The sequence below is a fragment of the Polaromonas sp. genome, assembly GCF_041689105.1.
GTDB lineage: Bacteria > Pseudomonadota > Gammaproteobacteria > Burkholderiales > Burkholderiaceae_C > Polaromonas.
The window spans coordinates 1-17,666 of sequence record NZ_JBDNGU010000143.1; the positions used below are offsets into that span (position 1 = coordinate 1).

17 protein-coding genes and 1 tRNA gene are annotated in these 17,666 nt (G+C 63.8%); 3 read left to right on the plus strand and 15 right to left on the minus strand.

Annotated features, from left to right (window positions below):
• The first annotated feature begins 575 nt into the window (after positions 1–575).
• Positions 576–1,646 (plus strand): flavodoxin family protein, encoded by a 1,071-nt coding sequence (locus ACESMT_RS14825; protein WP_372827360.1) that lies wholly within the window; start codon positions 576–578, stop codon positions 1,644–1,646.
• Between the two features lie 13 nt (positions 1,647–1,659).
• Here ACESMT_RS14825 and ACESMT_RS14830 read toward each other — a convergent pair whose 3' ends face one another.
• The 7 genes from ACESMT_RS14830 to ACESMT_RS14860 all read right to left on the minus strand — a co-directional run bounded on the left by ACESMT_RS14830 (position 1,660) and on the right by ACESMT_RS14860 (position 7,432).
• Positions 1,660–2,127: a TerB family tellurite resistance protein gene (locus ACESMT_RS14830; RefSeq protein ID WP_372827361.1), complete on the minus strand. Its 468-nt coding sequence runs from the start codon at positions 2,125–2,127 to the stop codon at positions 1,660–1,662.
• Between the two features lie 82 nt (positions 2,128–2,209).
• Positions 2,210–3,547 (minus strand): DUF1501 domain-containing protein, encoded by a 1,338-nt coding sequence (locus ACESMT_RS14835; protein ID WP_372827362.1) that lies wholly within the window; start codon positions 3,545–3,547, stop codon positions 2,210–2,212.
• Between the two features lie 35 nt (positions 3,548–3,582).
• Positions 3,583–5,007 (minus strand): DUF1800 domain-containing protein, encoded by a 1,425-nt coding sequence (locus ACESMT_RS14840; protein WP_372827363.1) that lies wholly within the window; start codon positions 5,005–5,007, stop codon positions 3,583–3,585.
• 110 nt (positions 5,008–5,117) lie between these two features.
• Positions 5,118–5,193: transfer RNA gene (locus tag ACESMT_RS14845), tRNA-Ala, on the minus strand.
• Between the two features lie 130 nt (positions 5,194–5,323).
• The gene (locus ACESMT_RS14850) at positions 5,324–6,007 is read right to left on the minus strand and encodes a GDSL-type esterase/lipase family protein (RefSeq protein WP_372827364.1); all 684 of its coding nucleotides are present in this window, start codon (positions 6,005–6,007) and stop codon (positions 5,324–5,326) included.
• Between the two features lie 35 nt (positions 6,008–6,042).
• Entirely contained in the window at positions 6,043–6,615 is a 573-nt protein-coding gene (locus ACESMT_RS14855; RefSeq protein ID WP_372827365.1) for a pseudouridine synthase, read from the minus strand.
• A 103-nt stretch (positions 6,616–6,718) separates the two neighbouring features.
• Positions 6,719–7,432, minus strand: coding sequence for a haloacid dehalogenase type II (locus tag ACESMT_RS14860; protein WP_372827366.1), 714 nt, complete (start codon positions 7,430–7,432; stop codon positions 6,719–6,721).
• Between the two features lie 84 nt (positions 7,433–7,516).
• On the opposite strand from ACESMT_RS14860, the gene ACESMT_RS14865 reads away from it, so the two are divergent.
• Entirely contained in the window at positions 7,517–10,552 is a 3,036-nt protein-coding gene (locus tag ACESMT_RS14865) for a PAS domain S-box protein (protein WP_372827367.1), read from the plus strand.
• Positions 10,553–10,796: 244 nt separating this feature from the next.
• Here the strand turns inward: ACESMT_RS14865 and ACESMT_RS14870 are convergent, their stop codons facing one another.
• The 5 genes from ACESMT_RS14870 to ACESMT_RS14890 form a co-directional block, all read right to left on the minus strand.
• A complete protein-coding gene (locus tag ACESMT_RS14870) occupies positions 10,797–11,318 on the minus strand; it encodes a hypothetical protein (RefSeq protein ID WP_372827368.1) in 522 nt (173 codons plus the stop codon).
• Between the two features lie 244 nt (positions 11,319–11,562).
• On the minus strand, positions 11,563–11,973 hold the full coding sequence (locus ACESMT_RS14875; protein WP_372827369.1) for a hypothetical protein: 411 nt from the start codon (positions 11,971–11,973) through the stop codon (positions 11,563–11,565).
• Positions 11,957–12,601 (minus strand): nucleotidyltransferase domain-containing protein, encoded by a 645-nt coding sequence (locus ACESMT_RS14880; protein ID WP_372827370.1) that lies wholly within the window; start codon positions 12,599–12,601, stop codon positions 11,957–11,959. Before ACESMT_RS14880 ends, ACESMT_RS14875 begins: the two co-directional genes overlap by 17 nt.
• Positions 12,602–12,625: 24 nt before the next feature.
• A complete protein-coding gene (locus tag ACESMT_RS14885; protein ID WP_372827371.1) occupies positions 12,626–13,516 on the minus strand; it encodes a M23 family metallopeptidase in 891 nt (296 codons plus the stop codon).
• Positions 13,517–13,525: 9 nt separating this feature from the next.
• The gene (locus ACESMT_RS14890) at positions 13,526–13,744 is read right to left on the minus strand and encodes a hypothetical protein (RefSeq protein ID WP_372827372.1); all 219 of its coding nucleotides are present in this window, start codon (positions 13,742–13,744) and stop codon (positions 13,526–13,528) included.
• 226 nt (positions 13,745–13,970) lie between these two features.
• Between ACESMT_RS14890 and ACESMT_RS14895 the strand changes: the two genes are divergently transcribed.
• The gene (locus ACESMT_RS14895) at positions 13,971–14,762 is read left to right on the plus strand and encodes an SOS response-associated peptidase (RefSeq protein ID WP_372827373.1); all 792 of its coding nucleotides are present in this window, start codon (positions 13,971–13,973) and stop codon (positions 14,760–14,762) included.
• Between the two features lie 196 nt (positions 14,763–14,958).
• Here ACESMT_RS14895 and ACESMT_RS14900 read toward each other — a convergent pair whose 3' ends face one another.
• The 3 genes from ACESMT_RS14900 to ACESMT_RS14910 form a co-directional block, all read right to left on the minus strand.
• Positions 14,959–15,813: a cyclopropane-fatty-acyl-phospholipid synthase family protein gene (locus tag ACESMT_RS14900; protein ID WP_372827374.1), complete on the minus strand. Its 855-nt coding sequence runs from the start codon at positions 15,811–15,813 to the stop codon at positions 14,959–14,961.
• 21 nt (positions 15,814–15,834) lie between these two features.
• Positions 15,835–16,416 (minus strand): restriction endonuclease, encoded by a 582-nt coding sequence (locus ACESMT_RS14905; RefSeq protein WP_372827375.1) that lies wholly within the window; start codon positions 16,414–16,416, stop codon positions 15,835–15,837.
• Positions 16,417–16,847: 431 nt separating this feature from the next.
• Positions 16,848–17,564, minus strand: a complete 717-nt coding sequence (locus tag ACESMT_RS14910) for a phospholipase D family protein (protein ID WP_372827376.1) — start codon at positions 17,562–17,564, stop codon at positions 16,848–16,850.
• Positions 17,565–17,666 lie beyond the last annotated feature (102 nt).

A 17,666-nucleotide genomic window follows, 5' to 3' on the forward strand; every position in this document is an offset into this window, starting at 1 on the left:
CCGCTGGGCGTCAAGGGCGTGGGCGAACTCGGCACGATTGGCGCCGGTCCCTCGGTGGTTAACGCCGTGGCCGACGCGCTGGCGCGCCACGGCCTGGCGGTGCAGTCGCCGCGCCTGCAAATGCCGCTGACGCCGGTCAAGCTCTGGCAGGCCTTGCAGGGTTGAAGGTCGGAGTTTTCGTAATTGCTCAGCTTCCTGTGCGCCGCTTGCCCTCACCCCTGCCCTCTCCCGGAGGGAGAGGGTGCAAAGGCGGGCATCTTTTTCCCTCTCCCGGAGGGAGAGGGTGCAAAGGCGGGCATCTTTTTCCCTCTCCCTCTGGGAGAGGGCTAGGGTGAGGGCCTCCCCGGCTTTGCGTCTGACAGTTAAGAGGGGCTGACTAGTTACGCGTTTTAGGAAAAAAGGCTCCTGGTCCATGTGTGGCGGTCGAAAGCAGCTATCAATTAGATAGCCATCTGGGCATGCCTGCGCTGCCCGGCCGTGCGCCGGCGCAGCGCCTTGCAGACATCTTCCAGAGATCGCGTAGGACAGGGGCTGAACCCCGGTTTCGGGTCCACGCGCCTGCCTAGACTGGTCGCATGACCCATTTACGCAAAGGCCAGGCGCCCGCCGTTTTGACGCGCGATGTTTTTCATGAACGTTTCATGCAGTCCTTCATGGACCCGGCTTTCAAGGCCGAGGAGCAAGCCATCTCGCGGGTCGAGCAGATTGCCTGGGAAGCCTACAAGGAAGGCCGCAAGGCGCCGGTCACCCGCAAGGCTGGCCCGGGCTACGCCGACCCGGACTATGACCTGTCGGTCGAATGGCTGGACACCAAAAAGCGCATCGAAAAAGCCGCAGCCGCCTGGAAAAAACCCTCCACGCCATCTCGCGTGCTGCTGATCTGCGGCTCAGCCCGCAACGACGGCACCTGCCCGGGCGAAATCTCCAAGACCTTCCGCATGGTCGAATGGGCCGCGCAAACGCTGAAGAAAGAAAAAATGGAAACGGATGTGCTGGACCTGAGCCTGCTCACTTCCAGCTACCACCTCAACATCCACCCGTGCAAAGGTTGTGTCTCCACCGCCATGCCGCTGTGCCACTGGCCCTGCAGCTGTTATCCGAATCATGCACTGGGCCAGACCAGCGACTGGATGAACGAAATCTACGAGCGCTGGACCGCAGCGCACGCCGTCATCATCCTGACGCCGGTGTACTGGTACCAGTCGCCCAGCCCGCTCAAACTGATGATTGACCGGCTGGTCTGCGCTGACGGCGGCAACCCGGACCCAACCACCACCCATGGCAAAAAGCCGGCCGAGGCCAAGGCACTCGAGCGCAAGGGCTGGGACTACCCCAAACACCTGGCTGGCCGTGCCTATGGGTTGGTGGTGCATGGTGATGTGGCCGGCATTGAGGGCTCGCGGCGCGGCCTGTCGGACTGGCTGGACTGGATGGGTTTGATCGACGCCGGCAGCCAGGCCCGGCTGGACCGTTACATCGGCTACTTTGAGTCCTATGCCGACAGCCACAAGGCGCTCGACGCCGACAAGGCGGTGCAGGCCGAGGTGCGCAATGTGGCGCTGGCGGTGGCCCACGCCGTGAAAGAGTTACGCGCCGGAAAACTATCGCAACCCGACAAGGGTTTGCCGCGGCCGCGCCCCAAATAATCCGCTCAGCTGCTCAGGCTTGCCCGGCGTCCTCTTTGGCCCGCATCTTGGCCGCGATGTACTCGCCATGGGTCACGTGCAGCAGCCCGGCGACCTTGCTGATCAGGTGGTTTTCTTTCGCGTCGAGGTGGGCATCGGCATAGGCGACCTGCCACATGCCTTCAACCACACGGATTTTCTGTTCCTGCGTGAAATGTTCGTTCAGGCTGGAGGTGAAGCGGTGGTAGTCGTACAGGTCTTTGGCGGTTTCGCCGGCCAGCTCCACGAGGCGGTCGAGTTCGTCGTCGGCCAGCGCAAACTTGCTGCGCAGCGCCTGCAGCACCACGCGCTGCTCGGCAGGCCCGATGGCCGGGTCGGCCCGCATCACCTCCACCAGCAGCACGGCGGTAGCGAGCTGCAGCGTGTGCGCCAGCTCCCCGGGCGTCTGGCTGGAAGCCGGGGCGGCGAAGGTGTCGAATAATTCCTTGAGGGTACGCAGCATGCAGAAGGTCCGTGAAAGTGGCTTGGCTGGGATGGAGTTGGTCGGCGGGGCCTTTGTTCCCCGTTGCCTGCAGGCGTTTGCTTCAGGCTTTACGCAGCAAGCCGTCCAGGCGCGTGTCCCAGCTGACCCCCGGCAACACCGTGGCCAGCGCCGAGTCGGGCAGGGCGAAGCTCCCGCGCAGCAACTGCGCCAGCACCGCGCGGTAGTCGTGGTGGGCCGGCAGGTCGCGGTTGTCGTTGAGGTTGCCGCGCGCCAGGCCGGTCCACTGGCCGTGCCAGCGCCCACCGTTGATGCGGTTGCCGATCAGCCACATCGCGTTGCCAAAACCATGGTCGGTGCCGCGGCTGCCGTTTTCAGCGGCGGTGCGGCCGAACTCGCTCATGACCACAATCACGTCGCCGGTTTCCGAAAAATCCCGCCGCAGTTGCGCAAGGCCCGTCGCCAGGTTGCCCAGGCGGCCGGCGAGCTGGCCGGTGGCATGGCCCTGGTTGGCATGGGTGTCCCAGCCCCCCGCCGACAAAAAGCCGATGCGAAGCTGGCGGTCGTTGCGCATCAAGGTGCCCAGGTGCTGCGCGTCGAGCTGCAGACCCACCGGGTCGGCCGCGCCGTTGCTGGCGGCCAGCATTTGCGCGTTCTGCGCCTGCGTGCCGGGCAGGGCCGCGTCCACTCTGGCGGTGTTGTCCTGAGTTGCCGCCATGCGACGGCCGTCGGCGGCTTTTTGTTCTGTGCTCAACTCCTGCGCGCTCTGCATGCGGCTGCCCGCGCCCTGGCGGAAAGCCTCGCTGATCTTGTCGTTGCCGGCATACAGGTCCAGCAGGGCCTGGCGGGTGGTGTCGTTGGCCAGCACGCCGGTGCGCTGCGCCGCCTGCCCGCGCGGGATCAGCCTGACGGTGGCGGTGCCGGCCAGGATGGCCGGGTTGGCCTCGCCCACCCCGATGGCCGACGTAGCGGACCCGTTGAAGGCCGCCACCTTGTTGAGCCAACCCGGCGCGGCGCTGGTCTTGCCGCTTTGCGCGATTTCCATCTGGTACTGCGCGTCGAAGTGCGAGCGGTTGGGCACAGGCAGACCAGCGGCTGGCACAAAGCCGAGCACGCCCTGCTGCCACAGCGGCAGCAGCGGCGAAAGCGCCGGGTGCAGCGCAAAAGTGTTGTCGAGCCGGAGGGCGGTTTGCGCGCTGCCGTCAGGCGCAGCAATGGCGATGTTGGGCCGCAGGCTGTAGTAGTCGGCGTCGGCATACGGCACCAGGGCAGAAAGCCCGTCATACGCGCCGCGTAAAAAAACCACCACCAGCCGCCCCGGGCCTGCTGGGCGGGTGCCGGCTGGCGCAGCCTGCGCCCAGACGCGCGGCGCATGGACGGCAGCCACGGCTGTGCCCGAGGCGAGTAAAAAACGGCGGCGTGAAATTTCAGTGCTGTCCATGGTGCGTCCTCTGACTGCGGTTCTTTCGGGAAGCTTTACTTGCGCATGAAGTCGGGACTGGCCAGCGTCAGCCCGGCACGCAGCGCGGGTGTCTCGCGCGTGATGCGCTCGCGGCTCGCTGCACTCAAAAAGGTCTGAAGGTACAGGGGATCGTCCATGCGGACGCCCAGCGCCATCGCGTAGTCGGCGCGGCGGGTCAGCGCCTCGGGGGCCAGCCAGGTGGCGGCATCGGTCTTGTAGCCGTCGGGTGTTTGCCAGCCATGCATGGGCTGGCCAGCCTGCGCCAGAAAACCCAGGGTGAGCTGAATCTCGCGCCGCTCTCTGGCGCCGCCGCCCGCCGTCAACGCCGAGCAGGCAAAGTCCAGCGGCGTCTTGAACAGCGTGTTGTCGGCGGCCCAGAATTCCGGCGACTCGATCAGCGTGCGCATCACTGCGCGGATGTCGCCCTGCGTGCGTGTAAAGGTCGCGGCCAGCCTGTCGGTCAGCACCCGCGGCGGCTGGTCGGTGACAAAGGTGGTGGCCAGCCGCAGGGCAATACGCTGCGCGGTCGCCGGGTGGCGCGCCAGCATGCGGATGGCTTCTTCACCCTCGCGCAGGCCGTCGGCGCTGAAGCTGCGGCCGAGCAGCACCTTGTCGCCTGTGTCGTGCAGGCGCGGCCCAAAGCGGAAAGCCTCGCCCTGTTGCAGGCCGACGGTCCAGCCGGTCAGGATGCGCGCCAGCTCACGCACGTCGTTCTGGGTGTAGCCCGCGTTCACGCCCAGGGTGTGCAGCTCCATCAGCTCGCGCGCATAGTTTTCGTTCAGGCCACGCACATTGCTTTGTGCCTGGTCCAGGTAAAACAGCATGGCCGGATGGCGCGCACTGGCCAGCAGCATGTCCTCGAATTTGCCGAGCGCGTTGGCGCGGATCACGTTGACCGCGTAGTGGCCAACAAACGGCCGCACCGGGCCCTTGCCGACAAACACGTTGAGGTGGTTGAACCAGAATTCGGTCATGCGTGCCAGCAGCGGCTGCTCGACCGCCGGGTCGCTGCAGGCCATGAGCCGCCAGGCGGCGGCGCTTTGCTGCATCTCGCGGCTGAAGTTGTCGGCATTGCCGGGCCTGGCGGCAGGCGCGCCCACCGCGTTGGCCTGGCGCGCCAGGCGGCGTGCCTCGCGTTCGGCATGAAAGTCGGCGGCAATCTGGTTGACCGGCTGGTTGAAACGCGCCAGCTCGGCCGGGATGGCCGGTGCGCGCTGGCTGGCCGCGTAGGCGGCGTCCAGCTGCTGCAGCGCCCAGGCCCTGGCGCCCGCCTGCGCGGCTGGCGCCGTGGCGGCGCTGGGCCCGTAACCCAGGCGCGAGGTGGCGCGCCACGCCGCTGCTGCACCGGTATCGGCTTGTTGCGAAAAAACGGGCGAGCCCGCCAGCAATGGCAAGGCCAGCAGCAAAGCGGTCGCGGTGGGAGGGCGGTGTGGGGGCATCGGAGTCTCCAGCTTCCAGAATACCCCTGACTAACGTCCCGATGAGCGAGCCGGCTCACCGTGGCCGGCAGCTTTACAGAGCTTTACAGCCGCCTGGACGGAGGTATCGATGGTGGAGAGGAGGAGGATCGAACTCCCGACCTCTGCATTGCGAACGCAGCGCTCTCCCAGCTGAGCTACCCCCCCACTGCTGGAAATTCTAGCGAAAGGCGGCCCTGGTGTGCGAAATTTTAATCAAATAGGCCTCCAGCCCTTATTCCACGGGCGCAAGCAGCTATCAAAAAGGAAGCGGTCAGCCGTCGTCGTCAAGTCGTCGTCAGGCTACGAATTTCATTTTGCGCAGCCAGTCGGCCAGCCGCTGGGCAAACACACGGTAGCCCTCGGCGGTGGCGTGGATCTGGTCCGAGCGCAGTTCGGCGCGCGACAGCACCTCAGACCAGCCGCCCGCAAACAGGGGCACGCCGGTTTCGCCAGCCACCTGTGCATACACCGGGTGGTCGTCGAGTGAGCCCATGGCGGCGGCCATAAACGCTGGTTGCGGCTGGGCGATCAGCACCACCTGCGTGCTGGCGCTTGCGGTTTGCAGCAACTGCCGCAGTGCGGCGCGCGTGCGCTCCGGCGGTATGCGGCGCAAAAAATCATTGCCACCAATCGACACCAGCACCAGGCCTGGCCGGTTGGCCTGCAGCAGCGCCGGCAAACGCGCCAGCGCGCCTTCGCTGGTGTCGCCGTTGACGCCAGCGTTCTGGGTCACGTGGCCGGTCATCTGCTCGAGTTGTTGCGGGTAACTCGTGTCCGGCGTCGCGCCATAACCGAAAGTCAGGGAGTCCCCCAGGCACAGCAGGGTGGCCTCCCTGGGCAATGTCTTGCCCTGCGGTTTGCCCGAGGGGGAGCAGCCGGCGGCCAGCAGCAGCGCCGCGCTGGCGCTGCCGATCAGCAGGCTGCGGCGCGGGGGCATCGTGGGGTGAGCCATCTGCGGGGTGGCTGGTGCAGGGTGCATAAGCTGGCACTTTAAAGCAAGGCGCCTGGTGTATCTCAGCACCAGGCGTCCGCCGCGTCAGCATCGCGCCAGGCGCCGGGCGCCAGGCCGTCCAGGCTGCAGGGACCGATGGACGCGCGGATGAGCCGCAAGGTTGGAAAGCCGGTGGCGGCCGTCATGCGCCGCACCTGGCGATTGCGCCCCTCGCTGATGACCAGCTCCACCCAGGCGGTGGGAATGGACGGCCGCACACGCACCGGCGGCTCGCGGTCCCACAGCGTGGCTGGCGGCGTCATCAGGCGGGCGCGGGCCGGCCGGGTGAGGCCGTCGTTGAGCTGCACGCCGCGACGCAGGGTTTCCAGCGCCGCTTCGTCGGGCAGACCCTCGACTTGCACCCAATAGGTTTTTTCCATCTTGAAGCGCGGGTCGCTGATGCGTGCCTGCAGCCTGCCGTCGTCGGTCAGCAGCAGCAAGCCTTCGCTGTCGGCGTCAAGCCGGCCAGCCACATAGACCTGCGGGATGGCGATGAAATCCTTCAGCCCGCGCCAACGGCCCTCGGCTGTGAACTGGCTCAGCACACCATAGGGCTTGTTGAAAACAATCAGGCGGACGGGTGCTGTGCCCATCATGGGGCCAGCCGGATGATGGATAAAAAATGCCTCCAGCCCTTGATGGACAAGCGCGAGCAGCTATCGAAAAAATAGCGATCTGAGCGCCCGTGTGCTGGAGGCATCAACACCCGAGCTGGTCGGCCAGCGCGTTGAAGTCTCTGGCGTGCCAGGTGTTGGCCGGGTCCGGCGAGACATCCTTGGGCCGCGCAGCGCCAAACTCTGCCGGCCGCTCGATGTAGGCGGTCTGCAGGCCGCAAGCGCGTGCGGCGGCCAGGTCGTCCTGGTGGGCCGCTACCAGCATCACCTCGCCCGGGGGCACATCAAACACACGGGCTACGCCCAGGTAGGTGGCCGGGTCCGGCTTGTAGGCCCTGAAAACCTCGGCCGACAAGACGCAGTCCCAAGGCAGGCCGGCGCGCTTGGCCATGTTGGTGAGCAGGCCGATGTTGCCGTTGGACAAGGTGCAGATCGTATAGCGCGTTTTCAGCCGCGCCAGCCCTACCCGTACGTCGGGCCAGGGGTCCAGGCGGTGCCAGGCCTTGTTCAGGTGTTGCCGGTCGGCCTCGCTCAAGTCGCCCAGGCCGAACTGATCGACGATGCCGTCGAGAATCATGCGATGCAGCTCGTCGATCAGTGTCCAGCCCAGCTCGCCCGACATCACGCGCGCCATCGCCGGCCGGTAGCCACCGCGCCAGGCCATTGCAAACGCGTCGCCGTCCACGCCGGCGCGCAGGTCTTGCACTTCACGGCAAATGCTGGCGTGCCAATCTACAACGGTGCCAAATATATCAAAGGCCAGCACTTTGGCGCTGGCGGGCTGAAACGGTTTGCTCATGGCCGCATTATGCGCAGGCGCTACACTGGTTTTCGAGCATTGCGTCGGCCAGGCACGCACAAAGCGAGTCAAGAAAGAGGGTTCATGAAGTTGTTGAGCCAGAGAATTTTTTCGACAGGGCTGCGCACCCGGCTGGTGCTGGTGGCGCTGGTCGGGCTGTTGCCGCTGTTTGTGGCCGTTTTTTATCCGGCGCTGCTGCGTCCCCAGGGCAGGGTCGCTGAACCGGTGCCGGCCGGCCTCATCTTTGCGATGGCGGTGCTCGGCATGGTGCTGGCGGGATGGGTGGGTGACAGGCTGGTGCTTGCGCCGCTGCGCCGGCTGCTGCTTCAGGCGCGATCCACGGGCGGTGTGCAGCCCCCAGGGGGCAGCATCCCTGGCGATGACGGTTGTGAGCTGGTCAGCCTGACCCACACGTTCGCACGATTCAGCAGTCTGCTGGCCGCGCGCGGCCAGGAACTCGACAGCGCCGAACATGCGCTGCAGCTGGCGCGTGATCGCCTGCGCACCGCGCAGCGCATCGGGAAAATCGGCAACTGGGACTTCGACATCGCCAGCAACCGGGTCTGGTGGTCCGATGAGACCTATGACATTTATGGCTTGGCGCGCGGCGCGCAAACCTCGCCCGTGGGTGACTACGAAGGTGTGTTGTCCCAGGTTTTTCCCGAGGATCGTAAAAGCTACCAGGCCGCGCAAACACGTTTTTTTGCTGGCAAGGGCAGGCTCGACATCGAGCACCGGATTGTTCGGACCGATGGCGAGTTGCGTTGGGTCCATGGGCTCGGCGAGTCTGTGCTCGACGGCGAAGGCCAGCCCGTCACGCTGACGGGTACCGTGCAGGACATCACCGAGCGCAAGCTGGCCAGCGATGCCCTGCAGGCGAGCGAAGCGCAATTTCGCCTGCTGACCGACGCCATGCCACAGATCGTCTGCACGATGCGGGCTGATGGCTGGCTCACCTATTTCAATCAGATGTGGTTTGACTACACCGGCCTGGCGATGGACGAAAGCCTGGGACAGGGCTGGACGCAGCTGATCCATCCCGATGACCAGGCGCGCGTGGCCCAGCGCTTGACGCAGGCGGCAGAAAGTGGGCGAACCTGCGAGGTCGAGTACCGCTTGCGCCGCGCGGACGGCGCGTACCGCTGGATGCTGGGCCGCGCGCATCCGCTGGGCGATGTGAGCGACCAGCCCACCCGCTGGCTGGGCACATTCACCGACATCGAGGACCTCAAGGTGGCCACAGCGCAGCTTGAGAAAAACATGTTCATGAACCGCGTCGCCGGCCGCATGGCGCGCCTGGGCGGGTGGACGATTGACCTGCCGCAACGCACACTCACCTGGTCCGATGAAAACTGCGCGATTCACGATCAGCCACCGGGTTATCTGCCAACGCTGGACGAAGGCATTGGTTACTTTCTTCCCGAAGACCGGGCCGAGGTGATCAGGCTGGTTGAGGCCTGCGCGCAGCACGGTACGCCCTACGAATTCATTCTTCCGAAGATGACCGCCCAAGGCCGACGCATCTGGGTGCGATCACTGGGCGAGGCGGTGCGCAATGCCAGCGGCACCATCATCCGGCTGCAGGGTGCTTTTCAGGACATCACGGAGCAGAAAGCGGCCGAGGCGCGCACGCTGGCGCTTGAGGCGCGAATGATGACCACGCTGGAGAGCATCACCGACGGTTTTTGCCTGATCGACAAGAACGGGCGGTTTGTTTTTCTCAACGGCCATGCCGAGCGCATGCTCAAGCGCGGCAAGGGAGAGTTGCTTGGCGAAAGCATGTGGCAGGAGTTCTCGACCATTGCCGGCACTCATGTAGAGCGCGAGTACCGTGCCGCCGTGGCAGAGCAGCGCAGCACCCGTATTGAGGCGTATTACAGGCCGCTGAACACCTGGTTTGTTTTTCATGTGTATCCGACTGAGGATGGAACGGCGGTCTATTTCCAGGACATCACACAGCGGCGCGAGCAACAGGCGCAGCTGCACCTGCTGGAGACGGCGGTGTCGCGAATCAACGACATGGTGATCATCACCGACGCCCATACTGGCGAAGGAGAAGGCCCACGCGTCGTGTTTGTCAACGACGCCTTCGAGCGCCAGACCGGCTACAGCCGGCAGGATGCCCTGGGCCAGGGCCTGATGCAGCTGTGGGGTGCCACGACGCGGCCGGCCGAGCTGGACCGCATCCGCGCCGCCATGGAGCGGTCCCAGCCTGTGCGCACCGAGATTGCCATCCAGACCAGAGCCGGCCAGCCGCTCTGGCTGGAGCTCGACATGACGCCGATTGCCGGTGAGTCGGGCACGTTCACCCACTGGGTGGCGGTCGAGCGCGACATCACCGAGCGCAAGCAGCAGCAGCAGGAGATCCTCGGGCTCAACAGCGAGCTGGAGCAACGCGTGCTGCTGCGTACCGGCCAGCTCGCCGAGGTCAACAAGGAGCTGGAATCGTTTGCCTATTCGGTCTCACACGACCTGCGCTCGCCGCTCAACACCGTGGATGGTTTCAGCCAGTTGCTGCTCAAAAGCGACGCGGACCGTATCAGCGACAAGGGCAAGCACTACCTTGACCGCATCCGCGCCGGCGTCAAACAGATGGGCGACCTGATTGAGGGCTTGCTGACGCTGGCGCACCTGTCGCGCGAGGAGATCAGGTCCGAGCCGGTGGACCTGTCGGCCATGTGCCGGGGGATTGAGCAGGCGCAGCGCGAGCGCGACCTGCAGCGTCAGGTGCAGGTGCATATTCAGGACAGCCTGCTTGCCCACGGTGACCCGCGTCTGCTGTCAGCCGTGATGCAGAACCTGATGGGCAATGCCTGGAAGTTCAGCGCCCGCCAGCCGCTGGCGCGTATCGAAATTGGCATCCAGCCGGAAGCTGGTGGGGAAAACGTGTTTTTTGTCCGGGACAACGGCGTCGGCTTCGACATGGCATTTGCGCACAAGTTGTTCGGCACCTTCGAGCGCCTGCATTCGCCCGGCGATTTTCCGGGCACGGGCATTGGTCTGGCCACAGTCAAACGCGTCATTGAGCGCCACGGCGGCCGCGTCTGGGCCGAGAGCAAGCCCGGTGAAGGGGCAACCTTTTATTTCACCGTTGGCAGCCTGGGCGCAGGAACGAAATAGCTGTGCCGGCGGAACGGGCGCGAAGAGGGTGAAGTTGGCGGTGGCAGCAGGCTGAGCCTGCACGTTCACCACCATGGGCTTGTCATTGCATTGCGGGCGTGACCCGCAATCCGTGCCACGCACGCCCCGGCGGTGGTTCATGCGGCATGGATCCCGGAGCACGTCCGGGATGACCGCCGGGGAAGCAGCGGCCTCAAGTGGGGCTGCCACCCGCCGCGAGTGTGACCCGCGGATCAGGGGTTGCTCAGGCGGCTTTGCGGCGCTGGCTGAATGCCGAAGGGCGCTTGGCGCTGACCGTTGAGACGTCGTCACCCGCAATCTTGCCAGCCAAACCGGCCGTCTTCTGCTCAATCTGCGTAGCCAGCTTGCTCAGCACCAGTGCGCCGGGTGCGGTGACCTGGGCCAGGGTGCTCAGCGTGTTGACGCCGGTTTTTTCTTCAAACAACGCGGTGTTGGCAGCAGCGCGCTCTACGCCCGTTTCAGCCAGCTTGACCAGTTGCTCGACCACCTGCTCGGCGCCGCTGCTCGTGAAGTTCAGGCCCTTGGTGTAATAAACGCTGAAGGCCAGCTGGGCGGCACGTGCATTTTTGGCCGTCTCCGCCGTCAGTTCCGGGCGCGACTGCTTCAGGGCGCGGTTCCAGCGCTGCTCCAGCACGGTCACCACGCGCTCGCCACCAGCGCGGTAGGCGTCAATGATGTTTTTGGCGGTGTTGCCGTAAGACTCGATCAGGTCGCTGGCAACGGTGGAGAGGTTTTTGGCGCTCATGAGAGGCTCCTTGGGTGGTTGAAAGAGGCCTCATCATCAGGGTTAGCACTAGTGGCTGCAACCTAGGCTCTGGGGGCGCCTGCCTAGAGTTGGTGGTCACTACGCAGAGCGCGCTACTTTTTTGATAGCTTCTCGCTCCCGTCCGACAAGGGCTGGAGCCGTTTTTTTCTTGCAAACCAGGGCGAAAGGCGAACTGGCAGGGTTCAAGCCGCCAGAAACAGCGCCGGGTTCACCATGGTGCGGTTCAGCGCCTCTCGAGCGCGTCTGCTACTGCCTGAGCGGCGACGATCAAGTCTGTGACCAGCCGTTCATCGACGTCGAGCAAACCTTCGTATTCGCCGAGGTTACGGGTGTTGTGGCATTTGTCCAGCACCCGCCATACCTCGGGGCCCAGAGCCAGCGTGTGCGGCAGCACCTGAAACACGATGTACCGGTTGCCCGGGCGATAACCTATGCGTCGCAGCGCTGCCAGGCACAGGGCGTGCGCGGCGCTGTAAGCCAGATCAAACCGGCTTTCAAGCGCCAATGATGTGTTGCGCGCATCAAGCAAACGCGCAACGCCGGTGCGCAGCAAGCCGGCGATCTCGTTGGCGTCGGGTAATTCAGCTTTAAGCGGTTTGCCGGGGCCGCACAGGTTGTCAAGCGGGCTGGGCATGGTGAAGCTGGTCTTCGTTGCCTATCAGCCAGATCTTGGGCTGCTGCAAAACACGGGTGACAAATGCGTTGTCTTTTTCCAAACGCTTGGCAATGTCTGCGGGCGTGTACAGGCTGGGGTTGACCTTGCGGCCCAATGAAACGGTGGCGCTTTCCAGCGCACCAAATACGTCGGCATAACCAAGATGCGCGCTCACCACCAGCAAGTCAATGTCGCTTTGGGCCGTGTCCTGCTGTTTGGCGACCGAGCCATAAACAAATGCCGCTTGAATCTGTGGCGCCAGTGGCGCCAGGGCAGCGCGCAAAACGTCGGCCAGTCCTGAGGTCTTCAAAACGAGGCCGCGTAACTCGGCAAACACCGGCGAAGCTGCATTGGCCTGGTAGTGCTTCTGATTGCCTTGGCGTGTGACCGTCAACAGGCCGGCCTCAGACAAGGCCGCCAGCTCACGCTGCACGGAACCCGTGCCTGACTGCGCCAGGGCGATCACTTCGTTTGCATAAAAACTCCGGTCGGGGTTGCCGAACAGAACCGACAACACCCGCTGGCGTCCTTTTGGAAACAGCGCATCTGCCATCGACAAGGACACGTCTGGTCCGAGCTTGTTTGTACCCATAATGGGGTTGATCATACCCGAATAGGGTTTTTTTGAGCGTCAGGCCGCTACAAACAACGCCGGGTTCACCATGGTGCGGTTCAGCATCACGCCCCAGTGCAGGTGCGGGCCGGTCACGCGCCCGGTCGCGCCCACGGCGCCCAGGCGCTCGCCGGTCTTCAGCGTATCGCCGGGTTGTACGTCCATGGCGCTCAAGTGGCAAACCATGCTCAGCAGGCCGCCGCCGTGGTCCAGCCAGACGGTGTTGCCGTTGAAGAAATAGTCGCCGGTGTCGATGACCCGACCTGGCAGCGGCGCCACCACCGGCGTGCCCGTGCCGGCCGCGATGTCCATGCCGCTGTGCGGGTTGCGCGCCTGCCCGTTGAAGACGCGACGCAGCCCGAACGAGCTGGAACGCCGCCCCGGCACCGGCACCTGCATGCGCAGCGGGGCTTGCGGCAGCGGCTGGCTGAAGGTCGCCATCACCACCTCCTGGTGCGCGCGCTCGCGCTCGTGGCGTGCCAGGTCGCCAGCAGACAGGTCCACCGTGCGCGGCGGCACGGTGAGCTTTTGTTCGCTGTAACGCTTGGGTTCAATCCGGTAGGCCAGCTCGCGCTGAGTGCCGTCGGACGCCCGCACGTTGATGCTGGCGTCGCCCGGCGACGCAGACAGGGCAATGCCAACCAGCGCCGTCCACGCGATCTCATCGCCCAGCACCAGCAAGGGCAGTTCTCCCTGCTGGGCCACCGGACGCAGGGCAGCCGGGCCCAGCGACAGGCGCGCCATGCCGCCTGGGACGCGTGAATCCTGGGGCCAGACAGTGGATACAGCAGCAGGTGGGGCTGCAAAACCTGTGGCCGGTAGCGCCAGCAGACCCAGCGCGCCCAGCAGCGCGTTGCGGCGCGACAGGTTGGGTGTGAGGCGGCCCAAATCAGAAGATGAAACAAGCACGGGTGATGCTTATTGTTTTTCCCAGACGATCTTGCCGTCGCGCATGTAGTCGTCAAACTGGGTTTTGGGAATCGCCGTCACACCGGCCACACCGTCGCCGGCGTCCCAGCTCAGTGTGGCGCTGTCCGGCTCCAGCCCCACTTCAATACGGCCCGGCGGAATGGCGATGGGAGCGCCGTCACCGGGGGTGAAGGTCACGTCACCAACGACGGTTGCGAATGTGGGCATGCAGGTCTCCTGGAAGGATGGATAAATCAAGGGCTTGGCGCCGCCGTCACAGAAACGGCTTGGCGACATATTAAACGCCCGCAACGGACTCAGATGTGGGCGGAGCGCGCGACCTTGCGGTTTGGCAGGGCTCCCGCAAAGAACAGGAAATCGCCATCAACCTTCATGGCCGGTCTGTCGGGTCATGGCGCGGCTGGCAGCCGCTGCACTGCGATAGCATCGTCGCATGAGTACCTATTACGAGAGCGTTCACCCTGCCTCGCTTTACGCCGATGCCTTTCATGTTTCCGCCCCCGCTGCCGCCGTGGGGCGCGCGGTGTGGCCGCGCCAGCCGGGGGTGTTCATCCGTGCGGCCCAGGCCGCAGAGATTGGGGTGCCCGGAGCAGAAGCCGACGGAGGCGAAACAGTCGGAGCAGTCGGAAGAGGCGTTAAAGCCGATGACGCAGATCAAGCCGCAGAGATCAGCGATTCGGGGGAGGGCGCAGAAGCCGTCAAGCCCGCACCACAGCCGGTGGCGCATGAGTTGCATGCCGGCCAGTTTGGTCTGGTGCCGCGCTGGGTCAAGTCAGCGTCTGACGCCAAGTTGCGTTCGACCAAGCTGGTCAATGCCCGCTCTGAAACCGTCAGCACCTCCAACAATTTTCGCGATGCCTGGCTCGGCGGGCAGCGCTGCATTGTGCCGATGACAGCCTTCATGGAAGACGACTGGCGCAGCGGCAAGGCCCAGCCCACGCGCATTGCCCGCGTTGACGGAAAACCCATGGGCGTGGCCGGCGTGTGGGAAAGCTGGACAGGCGAAGACGGCACCGTGATCGTCAGCTACGCGCTTCTCACGGTCAACGCCAACAACCACGCGCTGATCAGCCGTTACCAGCAGCCCGGCAGTGAAAAACGCATGCCGGCGATATTGAACGAAGGTGCTTACGACGCCTGGCTGGGCGCCCGCCCCGAGAAGGCCAAAGAGTTCATGCGCGCCTACGCGGCCAACTGGCTGACCGCCAACCCGGTTCAGAAGTAGCCTGCTGGCAAATGCGGCAAATGCGGCAAATGCGGCAGATGCAGCCTTGCCCTGCTGACTGTGGATTTATGAACAAAATATGGCTCTAGCCCTTGCGGGATAAGCGCAACGAGCTATCAATACAGTAGCAAAATCACAGTTTTCAGGGCTGGGGCAGATGCACTGTGTCGTGGCCGGAGGCGATCCGCCGCTTGCGTTAGTTGCAGCTCGTACCCGCAGCGCGTTTGAAGGCCATGCCTTGCGCCAGCGCCAGATTGCCCTGGGCCGAAGTGGTGCGCAGCACATCGTCACTGGCCTGCAACACCAGCTCGCCACTGCTGCCCGCGGGTGTGCGCAACTCAACGCCGCTGATCGTGCCCGCCAGCTCACGCGTGCGGTCGCGCCAGACCAGCGTGCCGGTAAAGGTCTGGTAGGTTTGCGTCAGCTTGATGCTGGCACCACGCAGCAGGCCGCCCGCGCACCACAGGCCTTCTACCCGCGCAGGCACGGTCCACACATACACCTTGCTCGACTTCTCAAGCCCCACCTTTTTGTCGGGCACGGGCACCACGGTTGTGCGGTCCGGCTTCCAGTCGCCCATGTCCCAGTCGTGCGAGACGATGCGTGTGCCGGGTTTGAGCGCAAGCAGGGCAGGGCGCAACTGCAGGTTGAACTCCGGCAGCAAATACATGGTGATGACTGTGGCCGGCGCCAGGTCGGTCTTGAACAGGTCCTGCACCAGAAACTCGGTCTTGTCCGCCACGCCCGCGTTGCGCGCATTGCTTTTGCTTTTCTCGACCAGCGTCGGGTCGATCTCCACCCCCAGGCCGGTGGCCTCAAAGCGTTTGGCCGCCAGAATCACAATGCGCCCGTCACCCGAGCCCAGGTCAATCACATGGTCGCCGCGCTTGACGCCGGCGCTGCTCAGCATCTCGAGCGTGACGTTGTCGGGGGAGGTGATGAAGGGGACTTCTTCGGTGGGCTGGGCGTGGGCTGGGGTAGCCGCGCAGAGAACAGCGGCCATGCACATGGAATACAGCGAAGGTGTTATCTGGAGATTGGGATTCAGCATCTCAATATTGTGATCTTGGTTTTATGCAGAGGCCGCCATTTGCATTCGGGTTTTGCAGCGAGGGTAATTGTTGCAACCCCAAAATGCGCCTCCCCCTTTGGCAGGCATGCGTTCCACGAGTTTGATGCCGCAGCTCGCACATGTCGGCCGCCAGTACTCGCCCTCATGTGCCACTGCAAGCAGGGCTTGCTGCTGTTCTGGCGTGCGCTTGGCGATCAGGGCCAGCAGAGCGGCGCCATCGAGCGCGTTGATGCCATTGTTTTTTGCAAACTTCTGTGCTTCGGCGGTGTAGGTGGACGTGGTAGCGTAGGTGCCCCGCTTGATCTGGTGCGAGGCCATCACGCCGAAGAACTCGCGTATCTCTTTCACCGTCACCTGCTTGCCGTTCCAGTGCTTGCACTGCACGACGGCCACCGGGGCTTGCGCGTTGTCCGAGCGCAGCCAGATGTCTACGCCGCCGTCGGCGCCGTGCGATTGCGAACGAGTGGCAAACCCGGCTTGCGCAAACAGGGTTTCGCATACCGCCTCAAAGCGGCGCCATTCGATGGCTGCGAATACGTCGGGGCTCCATTTTGTAGCGGGCTGGCGAGTGCTGACTGCCACGGCAAAAGGCTCGCGCCTGCCTTCGGCCGCAGAACCACCGGGAGCTGGAGGGATAGCTTGGCCGAAAGCGTCCCTGCGATCTGCTGGCCCTTGCCGCCTGGTTGAAGAGGTTGTAGCGCTCGGTGCAGGTTCAGTCCTGTCCTTCAACACAAAGCGAATTCCCAACAAAAACAAGCCCATCCCCAGAAGCAGCCAGCCGGGGGTGCGCAAGGCGCCCGCGAGAGGCTTGAGCATGGGCGAGGCTCCGAGAAACAAGGGCACAACCAGTAAGCCAATTCCCAATGCTGTGATGAAAGCACCTTTCTCCAGCAACTCGTCACGCCCGCTCTTTTTTCTCTTGTGGGTCTTTGGTCTTGCCACGCTTTTTACTCCCTGTATCTTCACTGCGCTTTTCTAAGGTGGCGGACCGACCTGTTCAGGTCAAGCGATATTCATGCAAGATGAAAACCTTGTGGCCACAAAAAGTAAGGACCAAAGCGACCCTTGGCAACGAATTCCACGCCAGCGCTTTCCCCTTTGGGGGTCAGGCCATGTTTGTCTTCGGTGAGTACCAGATAGCCCAGCTCGGTGGCACGATCCAATAACTGTGCCGTCTTCAACCCCAGCTTTTGGGCCAGCTTGCCAGAGGGGAGCTTGTCGCCTGCAGCTTCGCCTTCGGTGTTCCTGTCAGCATCCTGGCTTGCCACTGCTGGTTCGCTGGTAACTCGCTCTAGAGAAATGCGTACTTCGTCGCTGATGCGGATGATGCGCTGAGCTTCTTCGTAGGCGTCCTTGTATAGCTGGCTGTCGTCGCCGCGCTGAATCAGAATGCCCATCTCATTGTTGTTGACCTGGCTGAACTCATACAGGTTCAGGCTGGTCACGATGCACATCGCTTCATTCATGTAGCACTTGGCGTGCAGATTCTTGCAGAAGCTGGTGCGAATGTAGGTTAGACCACGCAGCCATTCGATTTCCTGCGGTTGCAGCTCGCTTTTACCGTAAACAATGCGCACGTCAATCTTCAGCCGGTTTTTGTCTGCCAGTAACTCTTTCATGCGGTCGTTGAGCTTGAGGAATGGGCTAATCAGAATCAGGCGATCTGATGCGCTCTTGATCATCTCTTCAAGGAAATAGTTGGTAGCGCTGGTATTCAAAAACTTTGCCATTGATTTTCTCTCCCAATTTCAAATTACGTTTTAGATTTTCGTTTTGGCTTTGCCGCTGTGGCGGGCAGCAGGCTGGTGGTGCGCTGGTACAGCTCAAACAAA

What these genes read in the sequence shown, in the direction of transcription:
- ACESMT_RS14825 (WP_372827360.1), top strand. Translation starts at nt 576, where the DNA reads ATGACCCATTTACGCAAAGGCCAGGCGCCCGCCGTTTTGACGCGCGAT.
- ACESMT_RS14830 (WP_372827361.1), bottom strand. Translation starts at nt 2,127, where the DNA reads ATGCTGCGTACCCTCAAGGAATTATTCGACACCTTCGCCGCCCCGGCT.
- ACESMT_RS14835 (WP_372827362.1), bottom strand. Translation starts at nt 3,547, where the DNA reads ATGGACAGCACTGAAATTTCACGCCGCCGTTTTTTACTCGCCTCGGGC.
- ACESMT_RS14840 (WP_372827363.1), bottom strand. Translation starts at nt 5,007, where the DNA reads ATGCCCCCACACCGCCCTCCCACCGCGACCGCTTTGCTGCTGGCCTTG.
- ACESMT_RS14850 (WP_372827364.1), bottom strand. Translation starts at nt 6,007, where the DNA reads ATGCACCCTGCACCAGCCACCCCGCAGATGGCTCACCCCACGATGCCC.
- ACESMT_RS14855 (WP_372827365.1), bottom strand. Translation starts at nt 6,615, where the DNA reads ATGATGGGCACAGCACCCGTCCGCCTGATTGTTTTCAACAAGCCCTAT.
- ACESMT_RS14860 (WP_372827366.1), bottom strand. Translation starts at nt 7,432, where the DNA reads ATGAGCAAACCGTTTCAGCCCGCCAGCGCCAAAGTGCTGGCCTTTGAT.
- ACESMT_RS14865 (WP_372827367.1), top strand. Translation starts at nt 7,517, where the DNA reads ATGAAGTTGTTGAGCCAGAGAATTTTTTCGACAGGGCTGCGCACCCGG.
- ACESMT_RS14870 (WP_372827368.1), bottom strand. Translation starts at nt 11,318, where the DNA reads ATGAGCGCCAAAAACCTCTCCACCGTTGCCAGCGACCTGATCGAGTCT.
- ACESMT_RS14875 (WP_372827369.1), bottom strand. Translation starts at nt 11,973, where the DNA reads ATGCCCAGCCCGCTTGACAACCTGTGCGGCCCCGGCAAACCGCTTAAA.
- ACESMT_RS14880 (WP_372827370.1), bottom strand. Translation starts at nt 12,601, where the DNA reads ATGATCAACCCCATTATGGGTACAAACAAGCTCGGACCAGACGTGTCC.
- ACESMT_RS14890 (WP_372827372.1), bottom strand. Translation starts at nt 13,744, where the DNA reads ATGCCCACATTCGCAACCGTCGTTGGTGACGTGACCTTCACCCCCGGT.
- ACESMT_RS14895 (WP_372827373.1), top strand. Translation starts at nt 13,971, where the DNA reads ATGAGTACCTATTACGAGAGCGTTCACCCTGCCTCGCTTTACGCCGAT.
- ACESMT_RS14900 (WP_372827374.1), bottom strand. Translation starts at nt 15,813, where the DNA reads ATGCTGAATCCCAATCTCCAGATAACACCTTCGCTGTATTCCATGTGC.
- ACESMT_RS14910 (WP_372827376.1), bottom strand. Translation starts at nt 17,564, where the DNA reads ATGGCAAAGTTTTTGAATACCAGCGCTACCAACTATTTCCTTGAAGAG.